This is a genomic window from Labrenzia sp. C1B70 (assembly GCF_000475395.1).
In the GTDB taxonomy this organism is placed as follows: domain Bacteria; phylum Pseudomonadota; class Alphaproteobacteria; order Rhizobiales; family Stappiaceae; genus Roseibium; species Roseibium algicola.
Genome location: NZ_AXCE01000002.1, coordinates 232,139 through 249,876, shown reverse-complemented (window position 1 = coordinate 249,876; position 17,738 = coordinate 232,139). Strand labels below are relative to the sequence as shown.

At 60.4% G+C, this 17,738-nt stretch carries 18 protein-coding genes; all 18 read right to left on the bottom strand.

Going from position 1 to position 17,738, the window contains the following annotated elements; translation table 11 throughout:
- Positions 1 to 17 precede the first annotated feature (17 nt).
- The 18 genes from Q666_RS35835 to hslU all read right to left on the bottom strand — a co-directional run bounded on the left by Q666_RS35835 (position 18) and on the right by hslU (position 17,735).
- Positions 18 to 653 carry an RNA-binding protein gene (locus Q666_RS35835; RefSeq protein ID WP_031268706.1) on the bottom strand — a complete coding sequence of 212 codons (636 nt, stop codon included), beginning with the start codon at positions 651 to 653 and terminating at the stop codon, positions 18 to 20.
- A gap of 140 nt (positions 654 to 793) precedes the next feature.
- Positions 794 to 2,449, bottom strand: a complete 1,656-nt coding sequence (gene nusA / locus Q666_RS35830) for a transcription termination factor NusA (protein WP_022999112.1) — start codon at positions 2,447 to 2,449, stop codon at positions 794 to 796.
- A gap of 67 nt (positions 2,450 to 2,516) precedes the next feature.
- Positions 2,517 to 3,110 carry a ribosome maturation factor RimP gene (gene rimP / locus Q666_RS35825; RefSeq protein WP_031268707.1) on the bottom strand — a complete coding sequence of 198 codons (594 nt, stop codon included), beginning with the start codon at positions 3,108 to 3,110 and terminating at the stop codon, positions 2,517 to 2,519.
- A 301-nt stretch (positions 3,111 to 3,411) separates the two neighbouring features.
- Positions 3,412 to 4,098 (bottom strand): tRNA (guanine(46)-N(7))-methyltransferase TrmB, encoded by a 687-nt coding sequence (locus Q666_RS35820; RefSeq protein WP_022999114.1) that lies wholly within the window; start codon positions 4,096 to 4,098, stop codon positions 3,412 to 3,414.
- Between the two features lie 80 nt (positions 4,099 to 4,178).
- Positions 4,179 to 5,351 (bottom strand): methionine adenosyltransferase, encoded by a 1,173-nt coding sequence (gene metK, locus Q666_RS35815; RefSeq protein ID WP_022999115.1) that lies wholly within the window; start codon positions 5,349 to 5,351, stop codon positions 4,179 to 4,181.
- Positions 5,352 to 5,463: 112 nt separating this feature from the next.
- A complete protein-coding gene (locus Q666_RS35810) occupies positions 5,464 to 5,868 on the bottom strand; it encodes a helix-turn-helix transcriptional regulator (protein WP_023014432.1) in 405 nt (134 codons plus the stop codon).
- A 190-nt stretch (positions 5,869 to 6,058) separates the two neighbouring features.
- Positions 6,059 to 7,675 (bottom strand): apolipoprotein N-acyltransferase, encoded by a 1,617-nt coding sequence (gene lnt, locus Q666_RS35805; protein WP_022999117.1) that lies wholly within the window; start codon positions 7,673 to 7,675, stop codon positions 6,059 to 6,061.
- 157 nt (positions 7,676 to 7,832) lie between these two features.
- Positions 7,833 to 9,029, bottom strand: coding sequence for a hemolysin family protein (locus Q666_RS35800; RefSeq protein WP_022999118.1), 1,197 nt, complete (start codon positions 9,027 to 9,029; stop codon positions 7,833 to 7,835).
- 35 nt (positions 9,030 to 9,064) lie between these two features.
- Positions 9,065 to 9,580: an rRNA maturation RNase YbeY gene (gene ybeY / locus Q666_RS35795; RefSeq protein WP_031268708.1), complete on the bottom strand. Its 516-nt coding sequence runs from the start codon at positions 9,578 to 9,580 to the stop codon at positions 9,065 to 9,067.
- Between the two features lie 16 nt (positions 9,581 to 9,596).
- A complete protein-coding gene (locus Q666_RS35790) occupies positions 9,597 to 10,658 on the bottom strand; it encodes a PhoH family protein (protein WP_022999120.1) in 1,062 nt (353 codons plus the stop codon).
- A gap of 84 nt (positions 10,659 to 10,742) precedes the next feature.
- Positions 10,743 to 12,158: a tRNA (N6-isopentenyl adenosine(37)-C2)-methylthiotransferase MiaB gene (gene miaB / locus Q666_RS35785; RefSeq protein WP_152533260.1), complete on the bottom strand. Its 1,416-nt coding sequence runs from the start codon at positions 12,156 to 12,158 to the stop codon at positions 10,743 to 10,745.
- A gap of 234 nt (positions 12,159 to 12,392) precedes the next feature.
- Positions 12,393 to 13,259: a lysophospholipid acyltransferase family protein gene (locus Q666_RS35780; protein WP_022999122.1), complete on the bottom strand. Its 867-nt coding sequence runs from the start codon at positions 13,257 to 13,259 to the stop codon at positions 12,393 to 12,395.
- On the bottom strand, positions 13,252 to 13,701 hold the full coding sequence (locus Q666_RS35775; RefSeq protein WP_031268709.1) for a Fur family transcriptional regulator: 450 nt from the start codon (positions 13,699 to 13,701) through the stop codon (positions 13,252 to 13,254). The genes Q666_RS35780 and Q666_RS35775 overlap by 8 nt, the downstream gene beginning before the upstream one ends.
- Positions 13,702 to 13,755: 54 nt before the next feature.
- On the bottom strand, positions 13,756 to 14,244 hold the full coding sequence (gene rimI, locus Q666_RS35770; protein WP_022999124.1) for a ribosomal protein S18-alanine N-acetyltransferase: 489 nt from the start codon (positions 14,242 to 14,244) through the stop codon (positions 13,756 to 13,758).
- Positions 14,241 to 14,918 (bottom strand): tRNA (adenosine(37)-N6)-threonylcarbamoyltransferase complex dimerization subunit type 1 TsaB, encoded by a 678-nt coding sequence (gene tsaB, locus Q666_RS35765; protein WP_031268710.1) that lies wholly within the window; start codon positions 14,916 to 14,918, stop codon positions 14,241 to 14,243. The genes rimI and tsaB overlap by 4 nt, the downstream gene beginning before the upstream one ends.
- Before the next feature lie 180 nt (positions 14,919 to 15,098).
- Positions 15,099 to 15,656, bottom strand: coding sequence for a NifU family protein (locus Q666_RS35760; protein ID WP_031268711.1), 558 nt, complete (start codon positions 15,654 to 15,656; stop codon positions 15,099 to 15,101).
- A gap of 190 nt (positions 15,657 to 15,846) precedes the next feature.
- Complete coding sequence (locus Q666_RS35755) at positions 15,847 to 16,341, bottom strand: universal stress protein (RefSeq protein ID WP_031268712.1); 495 nt, start codon at positions 16,339 to 16,341, stop codon at positions 15,847 to 15,849.
- Between the two features lie 89 nt (positions 16,342 to 16,430).
- Positions 16,431 to 17,735: an ATP-dependent protease ATPase subunit HslU gene (gene hslU / locus Q666_RS35750; RefSeq protein WP_022999128.1), complete on the bottom strand. Its 1,305-nt coding sequence runs from the start codon at positions 17,733 to 17,735 to the stop codon at positions 16,431 to 16,433.
- Positions 17,736 to 17,738 lie beyond the last annotated feature (3 nt).

Sequence of the window (17,738 nt, the reverse complement as noted above, 5' to 3'; positions counted from 1 at the left end):
CCTGCGCAACCGCCTTTTCAAGCGTTGCCATTATCGCTGCTTGCCCCGGAGGAGTTGCGAAAACGCTCCAGGTCACGCACCCGCGACAGGAAGTTTTCGCTCGCCTGCCCCGCAAGCAGTGCAGCATGTATCACATTTGACCGGCCCAATGCCAAATCCAATTGGTCCGAATCGAACAAACGGACGATTTGGCATCCGTTTGCGTGTTCCTGAGTGCCGGCAGCCAGTGCCGCCAGCTTCCTTACCCCGTCTTCTGCAGCGTCCGAGGCATGGACCAGCCCGGCGACATCTTCCTGCCGCAGAGCTGCTTCAACTTTCGCATATCCCGTTACCAGCTCGCCGGCCTTGCGCGTCATGGAGAGCGCTTGCAGCGCCGATCGTTCCATGAGCGCATCAACCCGATCCGCCAGTCCCGGCTCGACAGAGGCTTCCCCTTTAAAACCCCTGCCGAAGACCTTTTTCCGGTCCTTTTCGGCAACAGCCACGACTTCTTTCGTGGCGGTTATCCAAACACCACGCCCTGGAAGAACCCGCTTCAGATCCGGAACCACCTCGCCTTGCGGGTCGAGGACGAACCGGATCAGCGCACTGACGGGCTGAACCTCCCGGGTCACGGCACATTGCCGTTCGGTCGGCTCACTCTTCCTGGGCACGCTGCCACTCCTTTAGATCAACCTGCTTTCCGGTGCGAACACCTTCGGCGCAGAAAAGTTGATCGAACTTGCGAATTCGAAGCTGCCGATCGGCCGGGGCCAGACCGGAAGCCTCATACAGGAGGCTTTTGCCTCTCTCGTTACCCGTTCAGGATCGCGCCGCCCTGCGGCTCTTCTCCAACGGTCTCGGCCATTTCGGCCTCGTCTTCTTCTTCGGCTTCTTCTGCCTCAGCCTGAGCTGCGAGTTCTTCCTCGGTGATCCAGCCGGCGGCCAGACGGGCGGCCATCACGACGTTTTCCGCTTCAGCGCGGGACATGTCGAATTCCGAAAGAGCACCTTCGAAGCGCTTGGTTTCGCCGTCCTTGCGTTCGGTCCAGCCGACGAGATCGTCAGCAGCGCAACCGGCGAGGTCTTCCATCGTCTTGATGTCGTCCTTGCCCAAGGCAACCAGCATAGCCGTTGTCAGGCCATCAATCGACCTCAAGTCGTCGGCAACACCGAGCGAAATACGCTCTTCGTCGAGTTTTGCTTCCAGCTCGGCCAGGTAATCCCGGGCACGTGCCTGGATTTCGACGGCGGTGTCGTCGTCGAAGCCTTCGATCATGGAGATCTCGTCGAGCTCCACATAGGCAACTTCCTCAACCGAGGTAAAGCCTTCGGTCGCCAGCAACTGTCCGACCATCTCGTCCACGTTGAGGGCTTCCATGAACAGCTGCGAGCGCTCCAGGAATTCCTTCTGGCGGCGGTCGCTTTCTTCCTGCTCGGTCATGATGTCGATGGCCCAGCCGGTCAGCTGTGAGGCCAGACGCACGTTCTGGCCGCGGCGGCCGATCGCCAGTGATAGTTGGTCATCGGGAACGACAACTTCAATACGTTCGGCGTCTTCGTCCAGAACAACCTTGGCAACTTCGGCCGGCTGCAGGGCGTTGACGATGAAGGTTGCCGCTTCTTCGTTCCACGGGATGATGTCGATCTTTTCGCCCTGGAGCTCGCCAACAACGGCCTGGACGCGGCTGCCGCGCATACCCACGCAGGCGCCGACCGGGTCGATGGAGCTGTCCTTGGAGATCACGGCGATTTTCGCGCGCGAACCCGGGTCACGGGCAACGGACTTGATCTCGATGACGCCGTCGTAGATTTCCGGAACTTCCTGGGCAAACAGCTTCGCCATGAACTGCGGATGCGTGCGCGACAGGAAGATCTGCGGGCCGCGCTGTTCGCGACGAACGTCGTAAATGATGGCGCGGATGCGGTCGCCCGTGCGGAAGATTTCGCGCGGGATCAGCTCGTCGCGGCGGACGATGCCTTCGCCGCGGCCAAGATCGACGATGACGTTGCCGTATTCGGCGCGCTTGACGACACCGTTGACGACTTCGCCGACACGGTCCTTGAATTCTTCGTACTGACGGTCACGCTCGGCTTCGCGCACTTTCTGCACGATAACCTGCTTGGCGGACTGGGCGGCGATACGGCCGAAATCGAGCGGCGGCAGCGGCTCGGCAATGAAGTCGCCAATGCTGGCTTCCGGATTGCGGGCCTGTGCATCATCAAGAGAGATGTCGGTGGAAACGTTCTCGACAGTGTCAACGACCTGAAGCAGGCGCTGCAAACGGATCTCGCCGGTCTTCGGATTGATTTCGGCGCGGACTTCCGTTTCCGTACCATAGCGGGAGCGGGCTGCCTTCTGGATCGCGTCTTCCATTGCATTGATGACGATCATCCGGTCGATGGATTTTTCCCGTGCGACCGCGTCAGCGATTTGCAGCAGTTCCAGCCGGTTCGCGCTGATTGCCATATTCCACTCCTCTTGCGCCAAGGATCGGTTCGGGCGCGTTCTTCTTCTTTCCCTTAGAGCCTGTGGCTCAGTTGGGCATGTTGTCCTGCGACAGCTCGTCATCCTGGCCACGGGCGGCAAGCGCCGCCTTTTCCGCCTGAAGAGCTGCGGTAATCAAGTCATCGGTCAGAACCAGCTTGGCTTCGCCGATGTTCTCCAGCGGCAGCGCCACGGTGTCCTCTTCACCTTCCCGCACATCGGGCAGCCGAAGGTTGGCCTTGCCGTCTTCCGCGCCGAGGAGCTTGCCCCGGAATCGCTTGCGGCCATCCAGCATGACGGCCATCTCGACCTTCAGCTCATGGCCTGCCCAGCGATTGAAATCGCCGGCCCGCACGAGCGGACGGTCGATACCTGGAGATGAAACTTCTAGATGATATGCCCGGTTGATCGGGTCTTCGACGTCGAGCGCAGGCGACACGGCCCGGCTGATGGTTTCGCAGTCCTCGACCGTCATGGTGCCGTCCGGGCGCTCCGCCATGATCTGCAGGGTGCAGCCGTTCTGAGCACTGATCTTCGTACGCACCAGTCGGTAGCCGAGGTCCTCGATGACCGGCTCCACAATTGCGGCAACACGGGCATCAAGACCCTGTTCCGTCACAATTCTCGGTTCGTGTGCGCTCACACTTGGCTCCTGTTGGCGGCCGTTACCGGCTCTTGAGCATCAGATGCACCTGATTGTCGATTTACATAGGGCAGTCCTGCTCGAACTCGTTGGTTTCCGGTTATGTAAGCAAAAAAGAGCGGGTCCCCGGCGGGCCCACTCTCAAAGTGCTCAGATAAGCCGTTTGAGGTGAAACACGGGCTGTATAACGCCAAAGGGGGCAAAAAGGCAAGAGGCCGGGCCAAATTCCTCAAAGAAGTTGGCGCCAGTCCGGAATCCCCCGATAAACGGCAGCAAACGCGCCGTTCTCCGCGATGCGCCGCTACACCCTGCGGAAAGTCAGGTAGCGTCCGATACGCCCCTCGCGGATGGCCTTCGCCTCGTAGCGTGTACTCGGCCAGCCTTCCCAGGGTGTTTTCCAGTCGGACGCTGTTTCCGCCGCCCATTCGAACGCCGCATGGTCGCGGCAATGGCGCAGTGTCCAGTCGACGTAGGTATCGATGTCGCTGGCAAAACGGAATTCGTGGCCGGGCTTGATGGCACGGGCATAGCGATCGAGATTCTGTTCGTTGATGAACCGGCGCTTCCAGTGGCGCTTTTTCGGCCAGGGATCCGGATAGAGCTGATAGGCCAGGTCGAGACTTGCCTCGGGCAACCAGTCCAGAACATTGACGGCATCATCATCGTAAAGGCGGATATTGCGGAACCCCTCCCCCACGACGGCATTCACGGCCTTGGCCATGCTGCCGACGAAAGGTTCGACGCCGATGAAGCCGACACGCGGATTGGTTCTGGCCCGGTGAAGCAGATGCTCACCGCCACCAAAGCCGACCTCCAGACACACCTCGTCGACATCCGCGTCAAAGAGGGTCTTCAGATCCTCCGGAGCGGGTGTTGCCAGGTCCAGCGCCAGGCGCGGCAGTTCGTTTTCCATCAGCGCCTCACGGCGCGGGCTCAACGGCTTGCCCTTGCGGCGGCCGTAAAAGGAACCTTCGTAGCGGTCAGTCATAATTCAACTTCAAAACGACAGATCGCCGGCACTGAACCGGCGATCTGCTTCACTTCTTCCATGTTCAGCGTAGGCGCAGCTTATCCCGCAAGCGGGCGCAGCGCGTCAACCAGATCCGTCTTTTCCCAGCTGAAGCCGCCATCGGCCTCAGGTTCGCGGCCGAAGTGGCCGTAAGCGGCGGTGCGCTCATAGATCGGGTTGTTCAGCTTCAGGTGCTGGCGGATGCCGCGCGGGCTGAGGCCCATGACATCGCGCAACGCTTTTTCCAGCTTGGCTTCATCGCAACGGCCGGTACCATGCAGGTCGACGTAGACCGACAGAGGCTCCGGAACGCCGATGGCGTAGGAAAGCTGAATGGTGCAGCGGTCGGACAGATCGGCTGCAACAACGTTCTTGGCAAGATAGCGCGCCGCGTAGGCTGCAGAACGGTCCACCTTGGTCGGGTCCTTGCCGGAGAATGCGCCGCCGCCATGCGGAGCCGCACCACCGTAGGTGTCGACAATGATCTTGCGGCCAGTCAAGCCGGCATCGCCGTCAGGGCCGCCGATGACGAAGGCACCGGTCGGGTTGACGTGCCAGACGGTGTCGCCGGTGATGAAGCCTTCCGGCAGTGCAGTGCGGATGTAAGGCTCGACAATGGCGCGTACGTCGGAGGAGGTCAGGGCCGGATCCAGATGCTGGGTCGACAGAACGATCGAGGTTGCCTCGACCGGCTTGCCGTCGACGTAGCGGACGGTTACCTGGCTCTTCGCGTCCGGGCCGAGCGCAGGCTCCTGACCGGATTTGCGGACGTCGGCCAGAAGACGCAGGATCTTGTGCGAAAACAGGATCGGAGCCGGCATCAATTCTTCGGTTTCACGGCAGGCGTAACCGAACATGATGCCCTGATCGCCAGCACCTTCGTCCTTGTTGTCGGCAGCATCAACGCCCTGGGCGATGTGCGCTGACTGCGCGTGAAGGTGAACGGCGATATCGCAGTTTTCCCAATGGAAACCATCTTGCTCGTAGCCGATATCCTTGACGGCCATGCGGGCAAGATGAGCGATGTAATCGTTGGTGATGGTTGACGGACCGCGGGTTTCGCCGGCGATCACGATGCGGTTGGTCGTTGCCAGGGTTTCACAAGCAACGCGCGCTTCCGGCATTTCCTTGAGGTAGGCATCTACAACCGCATCGGAAATACGGTCGCATACTTTATCCGGATGCCCTTCGGAGACGGACTCGGAGGTAAACAGGTAATTCTGACGTGCCATTGGCGATCGTCCTTCTGGGAATGAATATGACAGGAGCGGCGATTGTCATCGCCGCTCCGTCTGCATCAATCTTAGAAGTTCTTCGCCGCGTCAAGCGCGCGCGTGAATTTTGTCAGTCGTCGCCAGCCAGGGACCGGACCAGATCGACGATCCGGCGGCGTACTTTCGGGTCTTCAATCCGCACGAATGCCTTGTTCAGGGACAGGCCTTCGGAAGAAGACAGGAAGTCGACGACATAAGAGGTCGGCTGCGTTTCGCCGAAGCCTTCCGCCTCTTCAGGCGTACCGGGCGCATCTTCGAAGAAAAAGGAAACCGGGACTTTCAGAACGGTTGCGATGTGTTGCAACCGGCTGGCACCGATACGGTTGGTGCCTTTTTCGTATTTCTGGATCTGCTGGAAGGTGATGCCCAGACTTTCGCCAAGCTTTTCCTGACTCATGCCTAGCATCATGCGGCGAAGCCGGACGCGGCTGCCAACATGAATATCGATCGGATTCGGAGACTTTTTACTGGGCATCTGTGTCGCTCTTTCTTTTTCTCGCGGAAAAAGCCCGCTCGTTTTCGTTTGCACAAGCTCTCCTGACATCCCCCCACAGGCTCAAGAGACCGAAGTTTGCCCGCAACCTTTCACTTGTACATGAAGCAGCCTTCAATCGGCTATTTCACGGTTGTATCACAGTTTCTTCACTCAACTCAAACAAAAAATATCAATTTACACGCGAATCGCGGTTGTATTGGTAAAACCCGGCAAATACTACGATAAGAAACGAGATAACGAGCACGGGCAGATCGCCAAAAATGCCGTAGAGAGTATTGTCTAGTCTCTGCGGAAGCTTGGAATCGATCAGACCTTTTTCGAATATCGCGAGTTTCGCGACCACCTGACCTTTGGCATCAATCACCGCTGAAATGCCTGTATTTGCAGCTCTAATCAGCGGCAGGCCGGTTTCGATTGCACGTAAACGAGCCTGTGCGAGATGCTGATAAGGGCCGGGCGTCCGGCCAAACCAGGCGTCGTTGGTAACGTTCAGCAGAAAGTCCGGCCTTCTGGAAACACCGTCCAGAGATCCCGGAAAAATTGCCTCATAGCAAATCATGGGTAGAAAACTAAAACTTTCGGAGGTGGTCAGTACACGCGGTTGATACCCGGCTTCGAACCCATCCATGGGGCCCGCAAGGTTAGAAATTCCCAGTGATTCAAGCAGAGGTTTAAACGGAACGTATTCGCCGAAAGGCACGAGCCGAACCTTGTCGTAGATGCCCTGAACGGTGCCCTCGGTGCCGATGACGAAGACGCTGTTGAAGTAATCAGCCCCTCTCATGCCGGGCTCGGCCCGGATCGCACCGGTCACCAGTTCGGTCTTGTCACCGAGCGACTGACCGATCCGGAACAAGGCTCCCGGCTCCTGTGTCAGCAGGAAGGGAACGGCCGATTCCGGCCAGACCACCATGCGCGGCTGTCCGACGCGCGCGGCACCGCCAAGCGGCGCTTCGGTCATGTCGAGGAAGGTCTGAAAGATCTCGTCGCGCAGCTCCGGCCGCCATTTGTCTTTCTGATCGATCGATGGCTGTACGATTCGGATGTCGAGATCGGCAACGGGCAATGCCGTCTGCCAGAGCCTGACGGCGCCATAACCTGCAACCGCGGCCAGGGCAACCGCGGCAACGACAACGGCCGTCACGCGCTGGCGAAACGGGCGAGCGTCGGCCAGAACGGCCGGCGTCGAAAAGACCGCAACCACGAAGAAGGTGAGACCATAGAGCCCGACAAGACTTGCCGCCTGCGACACGCTCAGCGATCCGGACACGCCATAACCGAAGGCATTCCAGGGAAATCCGGTCAGGACATGGCCGCGCAGCCAGTCCGTCAGGGTCAGGCCGGCAGCAAGCACCAGGATGCGGCGAAACTGGTCACTCCAGAATATCGCGGCCAGCCCCACCCCAAGGCCCGTGAACAGCGCCAGTCCGACAGGCATTGCCAGCACGGCAAAGGGCATCAGCCAGGCAAAGCGCTCCGCTTCCACCAGAAACGCCGCGCCGATCCACCAAAGGCCCGAGAGAAAATAGCCGAAGCCGAACAACCAGCCGAGCGCGAAACCCGTGCGAAACCGCTGAACCCGCTTGCCGGGTGCGGGATCGACCGCTCCGTCCAGCATCCAGACCAGACAGGGAAACGTGACCAGAAGCACGAAAGTGAAGTCATAAGGGGGAAGCGCAAAGGCCGTCAGCGCACCGCAGGCGGCGCACAAGAGACGGCGCTGCCAGCCCCATGCCAGAAGAAAGGTATTTGGCAGGGCCGACAGGCGGTGTGACAACCATTGCATCAAAGAGCTTCCCCATACTTGCGGTCAGGAGATTTGTCGGCTCGCCGCAGTGGGGTCAAGGGTTAATACCAACGGCGCGCGAAGAAGTGGCTTCGAGACGACGGGCCATCGGCACCGTTGGCAAGCATCCTTTTGGTTGGTTTCGGCGTCCGGCCGCTCATCCGTTTCCGCTGGACGCAGCAACCTTGGTCTTGGTGCTTTCGCTGTCCTGGCTGCTCTCGCCGGAAACGGAATCGGTCCGCTTAGGACGGCGGCGAAGATCCGGCGGGCGCGCGTCGGCGCGGCGGCGGCGGATCTTCAGGCGCTTGATGCGGCGCGGATCCGCATCCATTATCTCGAATTCGAACCCGGGCACTTCATCCGGCACCAGCAGCAGCTCGCCGCGGACCGGTACGCGGCCAACGGAGACATAGAGCAGACCACCGAGCGTATCGACGTCCTCGGAAATCTCGCCGTCGTTCAGCTGCGTGCCGAGCGCTTCGTCGAGTTCTTCAAGCGGCAGACGCGGATCTGCGATCCACACGCCCTCGCCGGCGGCAGCCAGCATGGCTTCCTCGTCCTCGTCGTGTTCGTCTTCGATATCACCGACAACTTCCTCGACAAGATCTTCCAGCGACACAAGTCCGTCGGTTCCGCCGTATTCGTCGATCACCAGCGCCATCTGGATACGATCGGCCTGCATTTTCGCCATCAGGTCCGTCGCCGGCATCGACGGCGGCACGAACAAGAGATTGCGCAGCAGATCCGTGTCCTTCAGCGAAACCGACAGGTCGACGCAGGACAGGTCCAGGTCGGGCATGTTGTGACCGTTCCGCGCAGGCGCATTCGAATTGGACGGTTGAAAGCCGGTTGTATCGTTTTCATTGTCCACAGAAGTTGCAGGACGGTTCGAAGCACCACGTTCCGCGATATAGGCCATCAAATCCTTGATGTGGACCATGCCACGCGGATCGTCGAGCGTCTCTTCGTAAACCGGCATGCGCGAATGCCCGCTCGTCTGGAACAGTTCCATGACGCGGCTGAGGCTGGTTTCCAGATCGACCGCGTCGATATCCGCACGCGGGATCATGACGTCGTCGACGCGCAATTCACGCAGTCTCAGAATGTTGCCGAGGAGCATTCGCTCCTCCGGCGAGAAGGCAGCATCACCACCTTCGCGAGCAAGCTCGTCCTCCAGGTTCTCGCGCAAGCTCGAAGACTGGCGGCCCAAGCGCAGGAAGCGTTTGAGAAGATCGAGAAAGGCCGCAGGTTTCTGCGGCTTCAGCTGTTGCGGGTCTTCCCCGTCCTGGTCCTGTCCGGTGCTGGCAGGCTTCTGCCCGGTTGCCGGACTTTGCGGTTCAATTGAGTTCATCATCCATCAATCAAGAACATCACATCCCATGATGCCACTTAACCGCCGTCGGCCACAAGTGGCCTGTCCGCGTAAGGGTCATCGATGCCAAGAGACGCCAGAATGGACTTCTCAAGGCTTTCCATCAGTTCCGCCTCTTCACTTTCCTGATGATCATAATCGAAAAGGTGAAGCAAACCGTGAACAGTCAGATGGGTAAGGTGATCGGAAAATTCAATTCCAAGGTCTACAGCTTCCGCCGCGACGGTTTCATAGGCGAAAACGACGTCCCCCAGAAGGGGGCCATAAACGTCGCCTTGCGGATCGCTGCCGGGAAAGGACAGGACGTTCGTTGCCTTGTCCTTGTCGCGCCATTTCGCGTTCAGCTGCCGGATCGACGCGTCGTCGGTAAACAGCAGCGAGACTTCGGTTCCCTCCAGCACTTCCAGATCCGCCCCTGCAAAGGCAGCGGTGATGGCCTTTGCAGCTATTGCCTCCAACTGGCTTTCCGCCGGCCAATCGCCTGCTTCTATCGACAGGTCTATCTGAAAACTATCAGGCAATCGGTCTGGCATCGTCGGCAAGGGCTTTTCAGGAATTTGCGGCTTCACGAGGGCGCGCAGAGGCACCGTCGCGGTCCGCACCACGTTGTCGCTCGGCAAAGCGGCGCTCGCGCGCTTCCGATTCTTCCCGAGAGGCGTTGTCGTAAGCGGTCACGATCCGTCCGACCAGCTCGTGACGGACAACGTCCTTCTCGTTGAAGCGGATATGGGCAACTTCCGGAATGTCCGTCAAAAGCCCCAGCGCTTCGCGCAGACCGGACATCTGTCCTGACGGCAGGTCGATCTGGCTCGGATCGCCGGTGACGATCATCTTCGAACCTTCCCCAAGACGCGTCAGGAACATCTTCATCTGCATGGAGGTCGTGTTCTGCGCCTCGTCGAGCAGCACCACCGCGTTGGAGAGCGTGCGGCCGCGCATGAAGGCGAGCGGCGCCACTTCGATCATGCCGGACTGCAAGCCACGATCGACCTTCTCGGCAGGCATCATCTCGTAAAGCGCATCGTAGATCGGTCGCAGGTACGGATCGACCTTGTCCTTCATTTCACCCGGCAGGAAGCCGAGGCGCTCACCGGCTTCCACGGCGGGACGGGACAGGATCAGACGGGCCACATCGCCGCGCTCCAGAAGAGCTGCTGCATAGGCAACCGCCAGAAAGGTCTTGCCGGTACCGGCCGGGCCGGTTCCGAAAATCAGGTCGGCCCGATCCATCGACCGGATGTAGGCATCCTGGGTCGGTGTGCGGGCGACGATCGTTTTCCGGCGGGTCGCGATCTGGGCGAAGGCCAGCCGGGACTTCGGCTCCAGCGTCGGCAACGGCAGCTGCGCTTCCGCAGCCGCTGCCATGCGCAGCGCGCCGTCGACATCACCCGGGTGGATTTCCTGCCCCTGCAGCAAACGCTGATACATGGCTTCCAGAGCCGTGCGCGCCTGGGCGCAGCCAACCTGGCTGCCTTTCAGTGTCACCTGGTTGCCCCGGGCAATCGCATCGATCCCAAGACGCTGCTCGATCAGCGCAAGGTTCTGGTCGAATTGCCCAAACAGATCTCCGATCAGCCGGTTATCTTCAAAGGCAAGAACAATATGGGTCATGTCGGAGGCCGAACCGGCCGCAGAGGATTGTACCGAAGACTTGCGGGATGAAGAGTGGCTGTCGCGCGTCAAATGACGTCTCCTTTAGGCCGCCGGAGCCGGGATGCGTCCGGACCTTCCAAGATCATCTTGCCCCGCAATCAGCCGCCCGAACAGGGAATTGGACCCGATGTCGACGATTTCCACCGCTTGTATCGACCCGATGAGGTCTTCAGGTGCATCCAGTTGCACCGGCTGCAACCACGGCGACTTCCCAACCAGCTGTCCGGGATTGCGGCCGGTCTTCTCCAGAAGCACATCGCAGGTCATGCCCAGACGCGAGGCGTTGAACGCCTTCTGCTGCTCGGCAACCAGCGCCTGAAGCGCGGCCAGCCGTGCGGACTTGACGTCCTCCGGCACCTGTTCGTCCATGGATGCGCCGGGCGTACCAGGCCTGGAACTGTATTTGAACGAGAAGGCCGAGCCGTAGCCGACCTGTCGAATCAGATCCATCGTGTCTTCGAAATCCTGGTCACTCTCGCCCGGGAAACCGACAATGAAATCGCCTGAGAGCGCAATGTCGGGAGATACCTCGCGAATGCGGTCGATCAGGCGGAGATACTCATCGCGCGTGTGCCGGCGGTTCATCGCCTTCAGGATCTTGTCGGACCCGGACTGCACCGGCAGGTGCAGATACGGCATCAGGCTTTTCAGGTCCCGATGCGCCTCGATCAGGTCATCATCCATGTCGCGCGGATGGCTGGTGGTGTAGCGCAGCCGGTCCAGACCGTCGATTTCCGCCAGACGACGCAGCAACCGGCCAAGACCCCAGACGGCACCTTCCGGCGATGTGCCGTGATACGCGTTGACGTTCTGGCCCAGGAGCGTGATCTCGCGTACCCCGGCCGCGGCCATGCGTTCGGCTTCGCTGACGATCTGTTCGACAGAGCGGGAGACTTCGGCCCCGCGCGTGTAGGGAACGACGCAGAAGGTGCAGAACTTGTCGCAGCCTTCCTGCACAGTCAGGAAGGCGGATGGCGGGCGTTTGAGAACCTGCTTTTCGGCACGTTCCGACAAGTGATTGAACTTGGCGTCGATGTCGAACTCGGTCTCGACAACCTTGGAGCCTGCGCGGGCCTTTTCCAGAAGGGACGGCAACTGATGATAGCTCTGCGGGCCCACCACAAGATCGACAATCGGCGCCCGGCGAGAAATTTCCTCGCCCTCCGCCTGCGCAACGCAGCCGGCGACACCCACCATCATGTCCTTGCCGGATTTAGCCCGCTCTTCCTTGACCTTGCGGATGCGGCCAAGCTCCGAATAGACTTTCTCGGCTGCCTTTTCACGAATATGGCAGGTGTTCAGAATGACAAGATCCGCGTCTTCCAGATCGTCCGTCGCCTCGAATCCTTCCGGTGCCAGCACATCGGTCATGCGCTCGCTGTCGTAGACGTTCATCTGGCAGCCATAGGTACGCACGAACACCTTGCGGGTGTTTCCGCCCTTGCGGGCGTCTGTCATATCGGCGGCGGAAACGGCGGTGACGTTCGTTTCCATGTCTTGTTCAGGGCGGCTTGTCATTCGCTCCTCGTGGGGCTCCTCATGGCCTTGATACGCTGGCCTTTTTCAGGCGGCCGGATGTCGTGAATGTCGGTACCTTCATCGGGCAGTTCACCCGGCACAGGCACAGGATCGATCCGTCCTTCATGCCCGGGACCCGCGCCTGAGACCGGCGGCGGACGGCACCTTGCAAATTCAGGCGCCAGCTTTAGCGGTTTTTTCCGCGTTTGAGAAGAACTCGAGTGTCTCGATTTCGCTGAAATCTTCGGTGTCGACCGGCTTTTGCAGCAGCGAGGCTATCGTCATCGCCCGAACCTCCGTTTCCAGACGGCGGGTCAGGGCTTTCCGGTCCGTTGTCCGGTCAACCAGAACCGGCTCGCCCCAGCGCACCACCACGTCGAGTGCACCGCGCGAAAAGATGCCCCACAGATGGCCGGCGAGTTCCATATCGCCATACCAGGCGACATGCGGCCGATGGGCCCGGCCCATCGGCAGGCCGTAGAAGCCCTGATAGGCGACCGAAAGCGGCTGCACCCAGACTTTCGAGGTTTCGTCCTCGCCGACCGCACGGGTGGCGGCGCCCAGTAGGGCCGAGCGAAACGGCAGGACGCAATTGCCGTCGTTGGAGGTCCCTTCGGCAAACAGGACCATCGCGTCGCCGGCAGCCATGCGATCGGCGATGGCATCGGCCACCTGGGCTGTTTCCGTGCGCCGGGTGCGATTGACGAACACCGTGCGCTGAAGCTTGGCGAACAGGCCGAAAATGGGCCAGCCGGAAACCTCGGACTTGGCGATGAAGGAGAGAGGCATCAGCGAGCCGACCACGGTGATATCGACCCAGGATGCGTGGTTGGAGGCGATCAGCAACGGCCGGTCCACGGCAGGGGCCCCGATCTGCTCGATCTTGATGCCCACGAGCCGGGTGGCGATCCGGTGCCAGAGCTGGGGCAGTTTTCGCTGCATCTTCAGCCCGAGCTTTACCGCCAGCCACTGAAGCGGGATCAGCACCAGCGAGACCAGCGTCAGAAGGAAGATGATAACCCCGGCCTTGAGCTCAGCCATCGCCCTGATTATCCTTCGGGACATCGAGCGGGACGCCATAAAGTTCCAGCCGGTGATCGACCAGACGGTAACCCAGCTTCTTGGCGATGAATTCCTGCAAGGCCTCGATTTCCTCGTTGCGGAACTCGATGACCTGACCGGAGCGCAGATCGATCAGATGGTCGTGATGCTCGTCCGGAACGGTTTCATAACGCGACCGGCCGTCACGAAAATCGTGCCGTTCGATCATGCCGGCGTCCTCGAACAGCTTCACCGTACGATAGACCGTCGAAATGGAAATGCCGGGATCGATCGCCACGGAGCGGCGGTAGAGTTCCTCGACGTCCGGGTGCTCGTCGGACGCGGCTTCGATGACGGAGGCAATGACGCGACGCTGTTCGGTCATGCGCATACCTTTTTCGATGCACAAGTCCGCTAGCGTTGATTGCCGCTCTTCCGCCATTGCGATGCCGTCCGCTGTCTGTTTCCGATACCGTATCCGTTTCCGCTACAGCGCTTAACCAAGATCGACGCGCATGACAAGCGCGGTGCCGTCTCCTCCACTGTCGCTGTAATAGCCTTTGCGGCTGCCGACTTCCTTGAAGCCGAGCGCCCGGTACAGCAGCAGAGCCGGTTCGTTGGCTGCGTCCACTTCCAGAAAAAGGTGTTTGCAACGTTCACCGTAGAGCCGAAACAGGCCGGCTTCCATCAGCTTCTTGCCGATGCCGCGGCCGCGCTGGCGCGGGTGAACCGCAATGGTGATGACCTCGGCTTCGTCAGCAACGGTGCGCACGATCAGGAAACCAAGCGGTGCGCGCGTGCCATAGGGGCTCGCCCGGCGTGCCACCAGAAACATCGTCCCGGCGTGCGCTTTCATCCGCGCAAGCTCGTCCGTATTCCATTTGTGCTTGAAACAAAGCGCGTGGATGTCGGCAATCTTCGGTAGATCCTCGTCCAGCGCCTCTTCTATCACCGGCGGCTGGGTCCAGAACCACCAAAAACTCATTGCCGTTCTATCCTTCCCTTCGTTTGCGGCGTCGCATCGGGCGGCCGCAAATAGAGTGGCGAAGGGGATGACCTCGAAGGATCGGCGGAGATCCCCAGTTCCGCGACATCCCGAATACCCGGGAAAGTGCTGCGGGACAATATCGCGCTTTCCGGAAGCCCAAGCTCCATCGCGATTTTTTCCGATGCCGATCCTGCCAATCTTATGTCCTTGGGCAGGTTCGCCGCAAGATCTGCGATGGTTCGGACACCGGCTTCATCGGCAGCGGTGCCGGACGCATGATAAAGCTGGCAGTAGACCTCGTCTGCCTTTCCCGTCAGCGCCACCAGCACGGGACCGCCGTCATCTCCCGGCACGGCGGAACGGGCAATGGCTGCCAGTGTCGTTACGCCGACAACCGGCTTTCCGAGCACGAGACCAAAGCCGCGGGCAACCGCCAGTCCGACGCGAAGGCCGGTAAAGCTGCCGGGTCCGATGGTCACGGCAACGCGGTCGAGCTCGGAAAAGGTGGTGGACGACTCGGCCATGACCTCACCGATCATGTCCATCAGCTTCTCGGCATGACCGCGGCCGATCTCCTCGCCGCACGCCTCGAAACACGCGGTTTCGTCACCGTCGTCGAGAACGGCGGCGGCGCAATTGGCAAGGGCTGTATCGATGGCGAGGACGCGCATTCCGGTTTGGCTCATGGTTTTCGTGTCCCACATGCCACTACCCCGCCCCGGCCCGCGAGTCGAGCGGGGCTTTGGACCTAAGTCCAAAGGGGGGCTTGCCTTCCACAAAGAATGGGAGTCGAAAATATTAAAGGCCCGGACAAGAGGCCGGGCCTTTGAAATTCTTCAGGAATGCTCCGATCAGATCGGGCGGACTTCCTCGACTTCCGGAACGAAGTGACGCAGCAGGTTCTGGATGCCGTGCTGCAGTGTTGCCGTGGATGACGGGCAGCCGGCGCAAGCGCCGCGCATGGACAGATAGACCACGCCTTCCTTGAAGCCCTTGAAGGTGATGTCGCCACCATCCTGCGCCACAGCCGGACGCACCCGGGTTTCCAGGAGTTCCTTGATGGTGCTGACGGTGTCTGCGTCACCTGCCTCGAAGAATTCGCCTTCCTCGATATTTTCCGCTTCGCTGGTGGCCATGACCGGCTGTCCGGACATGAACTGCTCCATGATCACGCCCAGGATGGCGGGTTTCATGTGCTGCCAGTCGGTTTCGTCCTTGGTCACGGTCACGAAGTCGTGGCCGAAGAAGACCGCGACCACGCCCGGCACGTCGAACAGTTTCTGTGCGAGAGGCGACACCCCTGCGTCCGTCCTGGAGCGGAAATCGTAGGTTCCCTCCGGCAGGACAACCCGTCCCGGCAGGAATTTCAGTGTCGCCGGATTGGGAGTGGCTTCGGTTTGAATGAACATCTTGTCTCGTCCTTGCGCTTCAGGTCGCGCCCATGTTGCCGGCTTCGTTTTGCGCCTCACCTCCATCGCAAAACGCCGATGAATGTTTCTAACGTATCTCTCGGCAGTTTGGAACCGTTAAAAACTAGATAGGTGCAGATCCTGCCTGGTCAAGCCGTCTTCTTGAATCCGGCAGCCCTGCGGTCGCTCTTCAAGCCAGCGCGGCGATGGAATCATCGTCCAGGTTACCCGGCACGATCGTCACCGGAATGGGGAAGGTTCCCGCGGATTTTCCGGCAATCGACGACACCAGCGGTCCCGGCCCTTCAGAGCCCGTGCTGGCCGCCAGGATCAGGATCGCGATGTCGGCATCCGCCTCGATCAGCTCCATGATCTCCTCGGCCTTTGTCCCTTCCCGCACCACCGATTCCGGTTCGGTACGGGCAACGGACCGCACGCGCTCGGCGGCTTTCGCAAGCGCTGCTTCGGCTTCTTCCTGGGCTTCCGCCCGCATGATGTCTTCAACCCCCAGCCAATGCTGGAAGTCGCCAGGCGCAATGATGAAGACCAGCGTCACGACGCCGCCGGTCCGGGCCGCCCGTTTCGCGGCATATACGATCGCCCGGTCACATTCGGGCGTCTCGTCGACCACGACCAGGAACTTCCGGCGGTGGCCTTCCTCGTTGCTTTTTCTGATAGCTACCATGGGCCGCATGCTGCCACCGGTCCGCGCACTCCGCAAGCGGCGAAATCGCCGCGCACGAAGCGCTCAACCGGTGTCTTTCCGCATGCCTCCTAGAGGATGAACTTCGACAGGTCGACGTTCTTGGCAAGGTCGCCGATGTTGTCGCGAACGAATTTGCCCGTGATCTCCACCTCTTCACCCGGACGGTCCGGCGCCGTGAAGGAAATCTCGTCGAGAATGCGCTCCATCACCGTCTGCAGGCGGCGGGCACCGATGTTCTCGACAGAGGCATTGAGATCAACCGCAATCGAGGCGATCTCGTCGATGGCATCCTCTGTAAAGTTCAGCGTGACCTTTTCCGTTTCCATCAGAGCCACATACTGCTTGATGAGGCTGGCTTCCGGTTCGGTCAGGATCGCGCGGAAATCGTCCTTGTCGAGCGCACGCAGCTCGACCCGGATCGGCAGGCGGCCCTGCAGTTCCGGCAAAAGGTCCGAAGGCTTTGCGACGTGGAATGCACCGGAAGCGATGAACAGGATGTGGTCGGTCTTGACCGGTCCGTGCTTGGTGGAGACGACTGTTCCTTCGATCAGCGGCAGCAGGTCGCGCTGCACGCCTTCACGAGAGACATCGGCTCCCGCACGGCCTTCACGGGCACAGATCTTGTCGATCTCGTCCAAAAAGACGATGCCGGAATTCTCGACAAGTGAGATTGCTTCTTCCACCACCTTGTCGTCGTCGAGCAGCTTGTCAGATTCCTCGTTGATCAGGAGCTGGTAGCTGTCGCGAACGGTGGTGCGTTTGGTCTTGGTCTGGCCGCCGAACGCCTTGCCCAGCAGATCGGAGACATTCATCACCCCGACGCTGGCACCCGGCATACCCGGCAGATCAAAGCTCGGCATCTGTGCCTGGGCCCGGACCTCGACCTCGATTTCCTTCTCGTCCATCTCGCCATTGCGCAGCTTGGTGCGGAAGCTGTCCCGGGTTGCCGGGCTTGCGTTCTTGCCGACCAGCGCATCCAGCACGCGTTCCTCGGCCAGCATGTGTGCCTTGGCCTTCACCGCTTCGCGCTTCTGGTCGCGCACCAGCGTGATGCCGGCTTCCACCAGATCACGGACGATCTGCTCCACGTCGCGGCCGACATAGCCGACCTCTGTGAACTTGGTGGCTTCCACCTTGGTGAAGGGGGCATTTGCCAGCTTTGCCAGACGGCGGGAAATCTCGGTCTTGCCGACGCCGGTCGGGCCGATCATCAGGATGTTCTTCGGCAGAACTTCCTCGCGCATCTGGCCTTGCAGCTGCTGGCGGCGCCAGCGGTTGCGCAATGCAATTGCGACCGCGCGCTTGGCATCTTTCTGGCCGACGATGTAGCGGTCGAGTTCGGAAACGATCTCACGCGGAGAAAAATCGGACATTGT

Bases quoted from the DNA above. Each gene is read 5' to 3' on its own strand.
- nusA (WP_022999112.1), bottom strand. From the start codon at position 2,449: ATGGCAATCAGCGCGAACCGGCTGGAACTGCTGCAAATCGCTGACGCG.
- Q666_RS35820 (WP_022999114.1), bottom strand. From the start codon at position 4,098: ATGACTGACCGCTACGAAGGTTCCTTTTACGGCCGCCGCAAGGGCAAG.
- metK (WP_022999115.1), bottom strand. From the start codon at position 5,351: ATGGCACGTCAGAATTACCTGTTTACCTCCGAGTCCGTCTCCGAAGGG.
- Q666_RS35810 (WP_023014432.1), bottom strand. From the start codon at position 5,868: ATGCCCAGTAAAAAGTCTCCGAATCCGATCGATATTCATGTTGGCAGC.
- lnt (WP_022999117.1), bottom strand. From the start codon at position 7,675: ATGCAATGGTTGTCACACCGCCTGTCGGCCCTGCCAAATACCTTTCTT.
- Q666_RS35800 (WP_022999118.1), bottom strand. From the start codon at position 9,029: ATGATGAACTCAATTGAACCGCAAAGTCCGGCAACCGGGCAGAAGCCT.
- ybeY (WP_031268708.1), bottom strand. From the start codon at position 9,580: ATGCCAGACCGATTGCCTGATAGTTTTCAGATAGACCTGTCGATAGAA.
- Q666_RS35790 (WP_022999120.1), bottom strand. From the start codon at position 10,658: ATGACCCATATTGTTCTTGCCTTTGAAGATAACCGGCTGATCGGAGAT.
- miaB (WP_152533260.1), bottom strand. From the start codon at position 12,158: ATGACAGACGCCCGCAAGGGCGGAAACACCCGCAAGGTGTTCGTGCGT.
- Q666_RS35780 (WP_022999122.1), bottom strand. From the start codon at position 13,259: ATGGCTGAGCTCAAGGCCGGGGTTATCATCTTCCTTCTGACGCTGGTC.
- Q666_RS35775 (WP_031268709.1), bottom strand. From the start codon at position 13,701: ATGGCGGAAGAGCGGCAATCAACGCTAGCGGACTTGTGCATCGAAAAA.
- rimI (WP_022999124.1), bottom strand. From the start codon at position 14,244: ATGAGTTTTTGGTGGTTCTGGACCCAGCCGCCGGTGATAGAAGAGGCG.
- tsaB (WP_031268710.1), bottom strand. From the start codon at position 14,918: ATGCGCGTCCTCGCCATCGATACAGCCCTTGCCAATTGCGCCGCCGCC.
- Q666_RS35760 (WP_031268711.1), bottom strand. From the start codon at position 15,656: ATGTTCATTCAAACCGAAGCCACTCCCAATCCGGCGACACTGAAATTC.
- Q666_RS35755 (WP_031268712.1), bottom strand. From the start codon at position 16,341: ATGGTAGCTATCAGAAAAAGCAACGAGGAAGGCCACCGCCGGAAGTTC.
- hslU (WP_022999128.1), bottom strand. From the start codon at position 17,735: ATGTCCGATTTTTCTCCGCGTGAGATCGTTTCCGAACTCGACCGCTAC.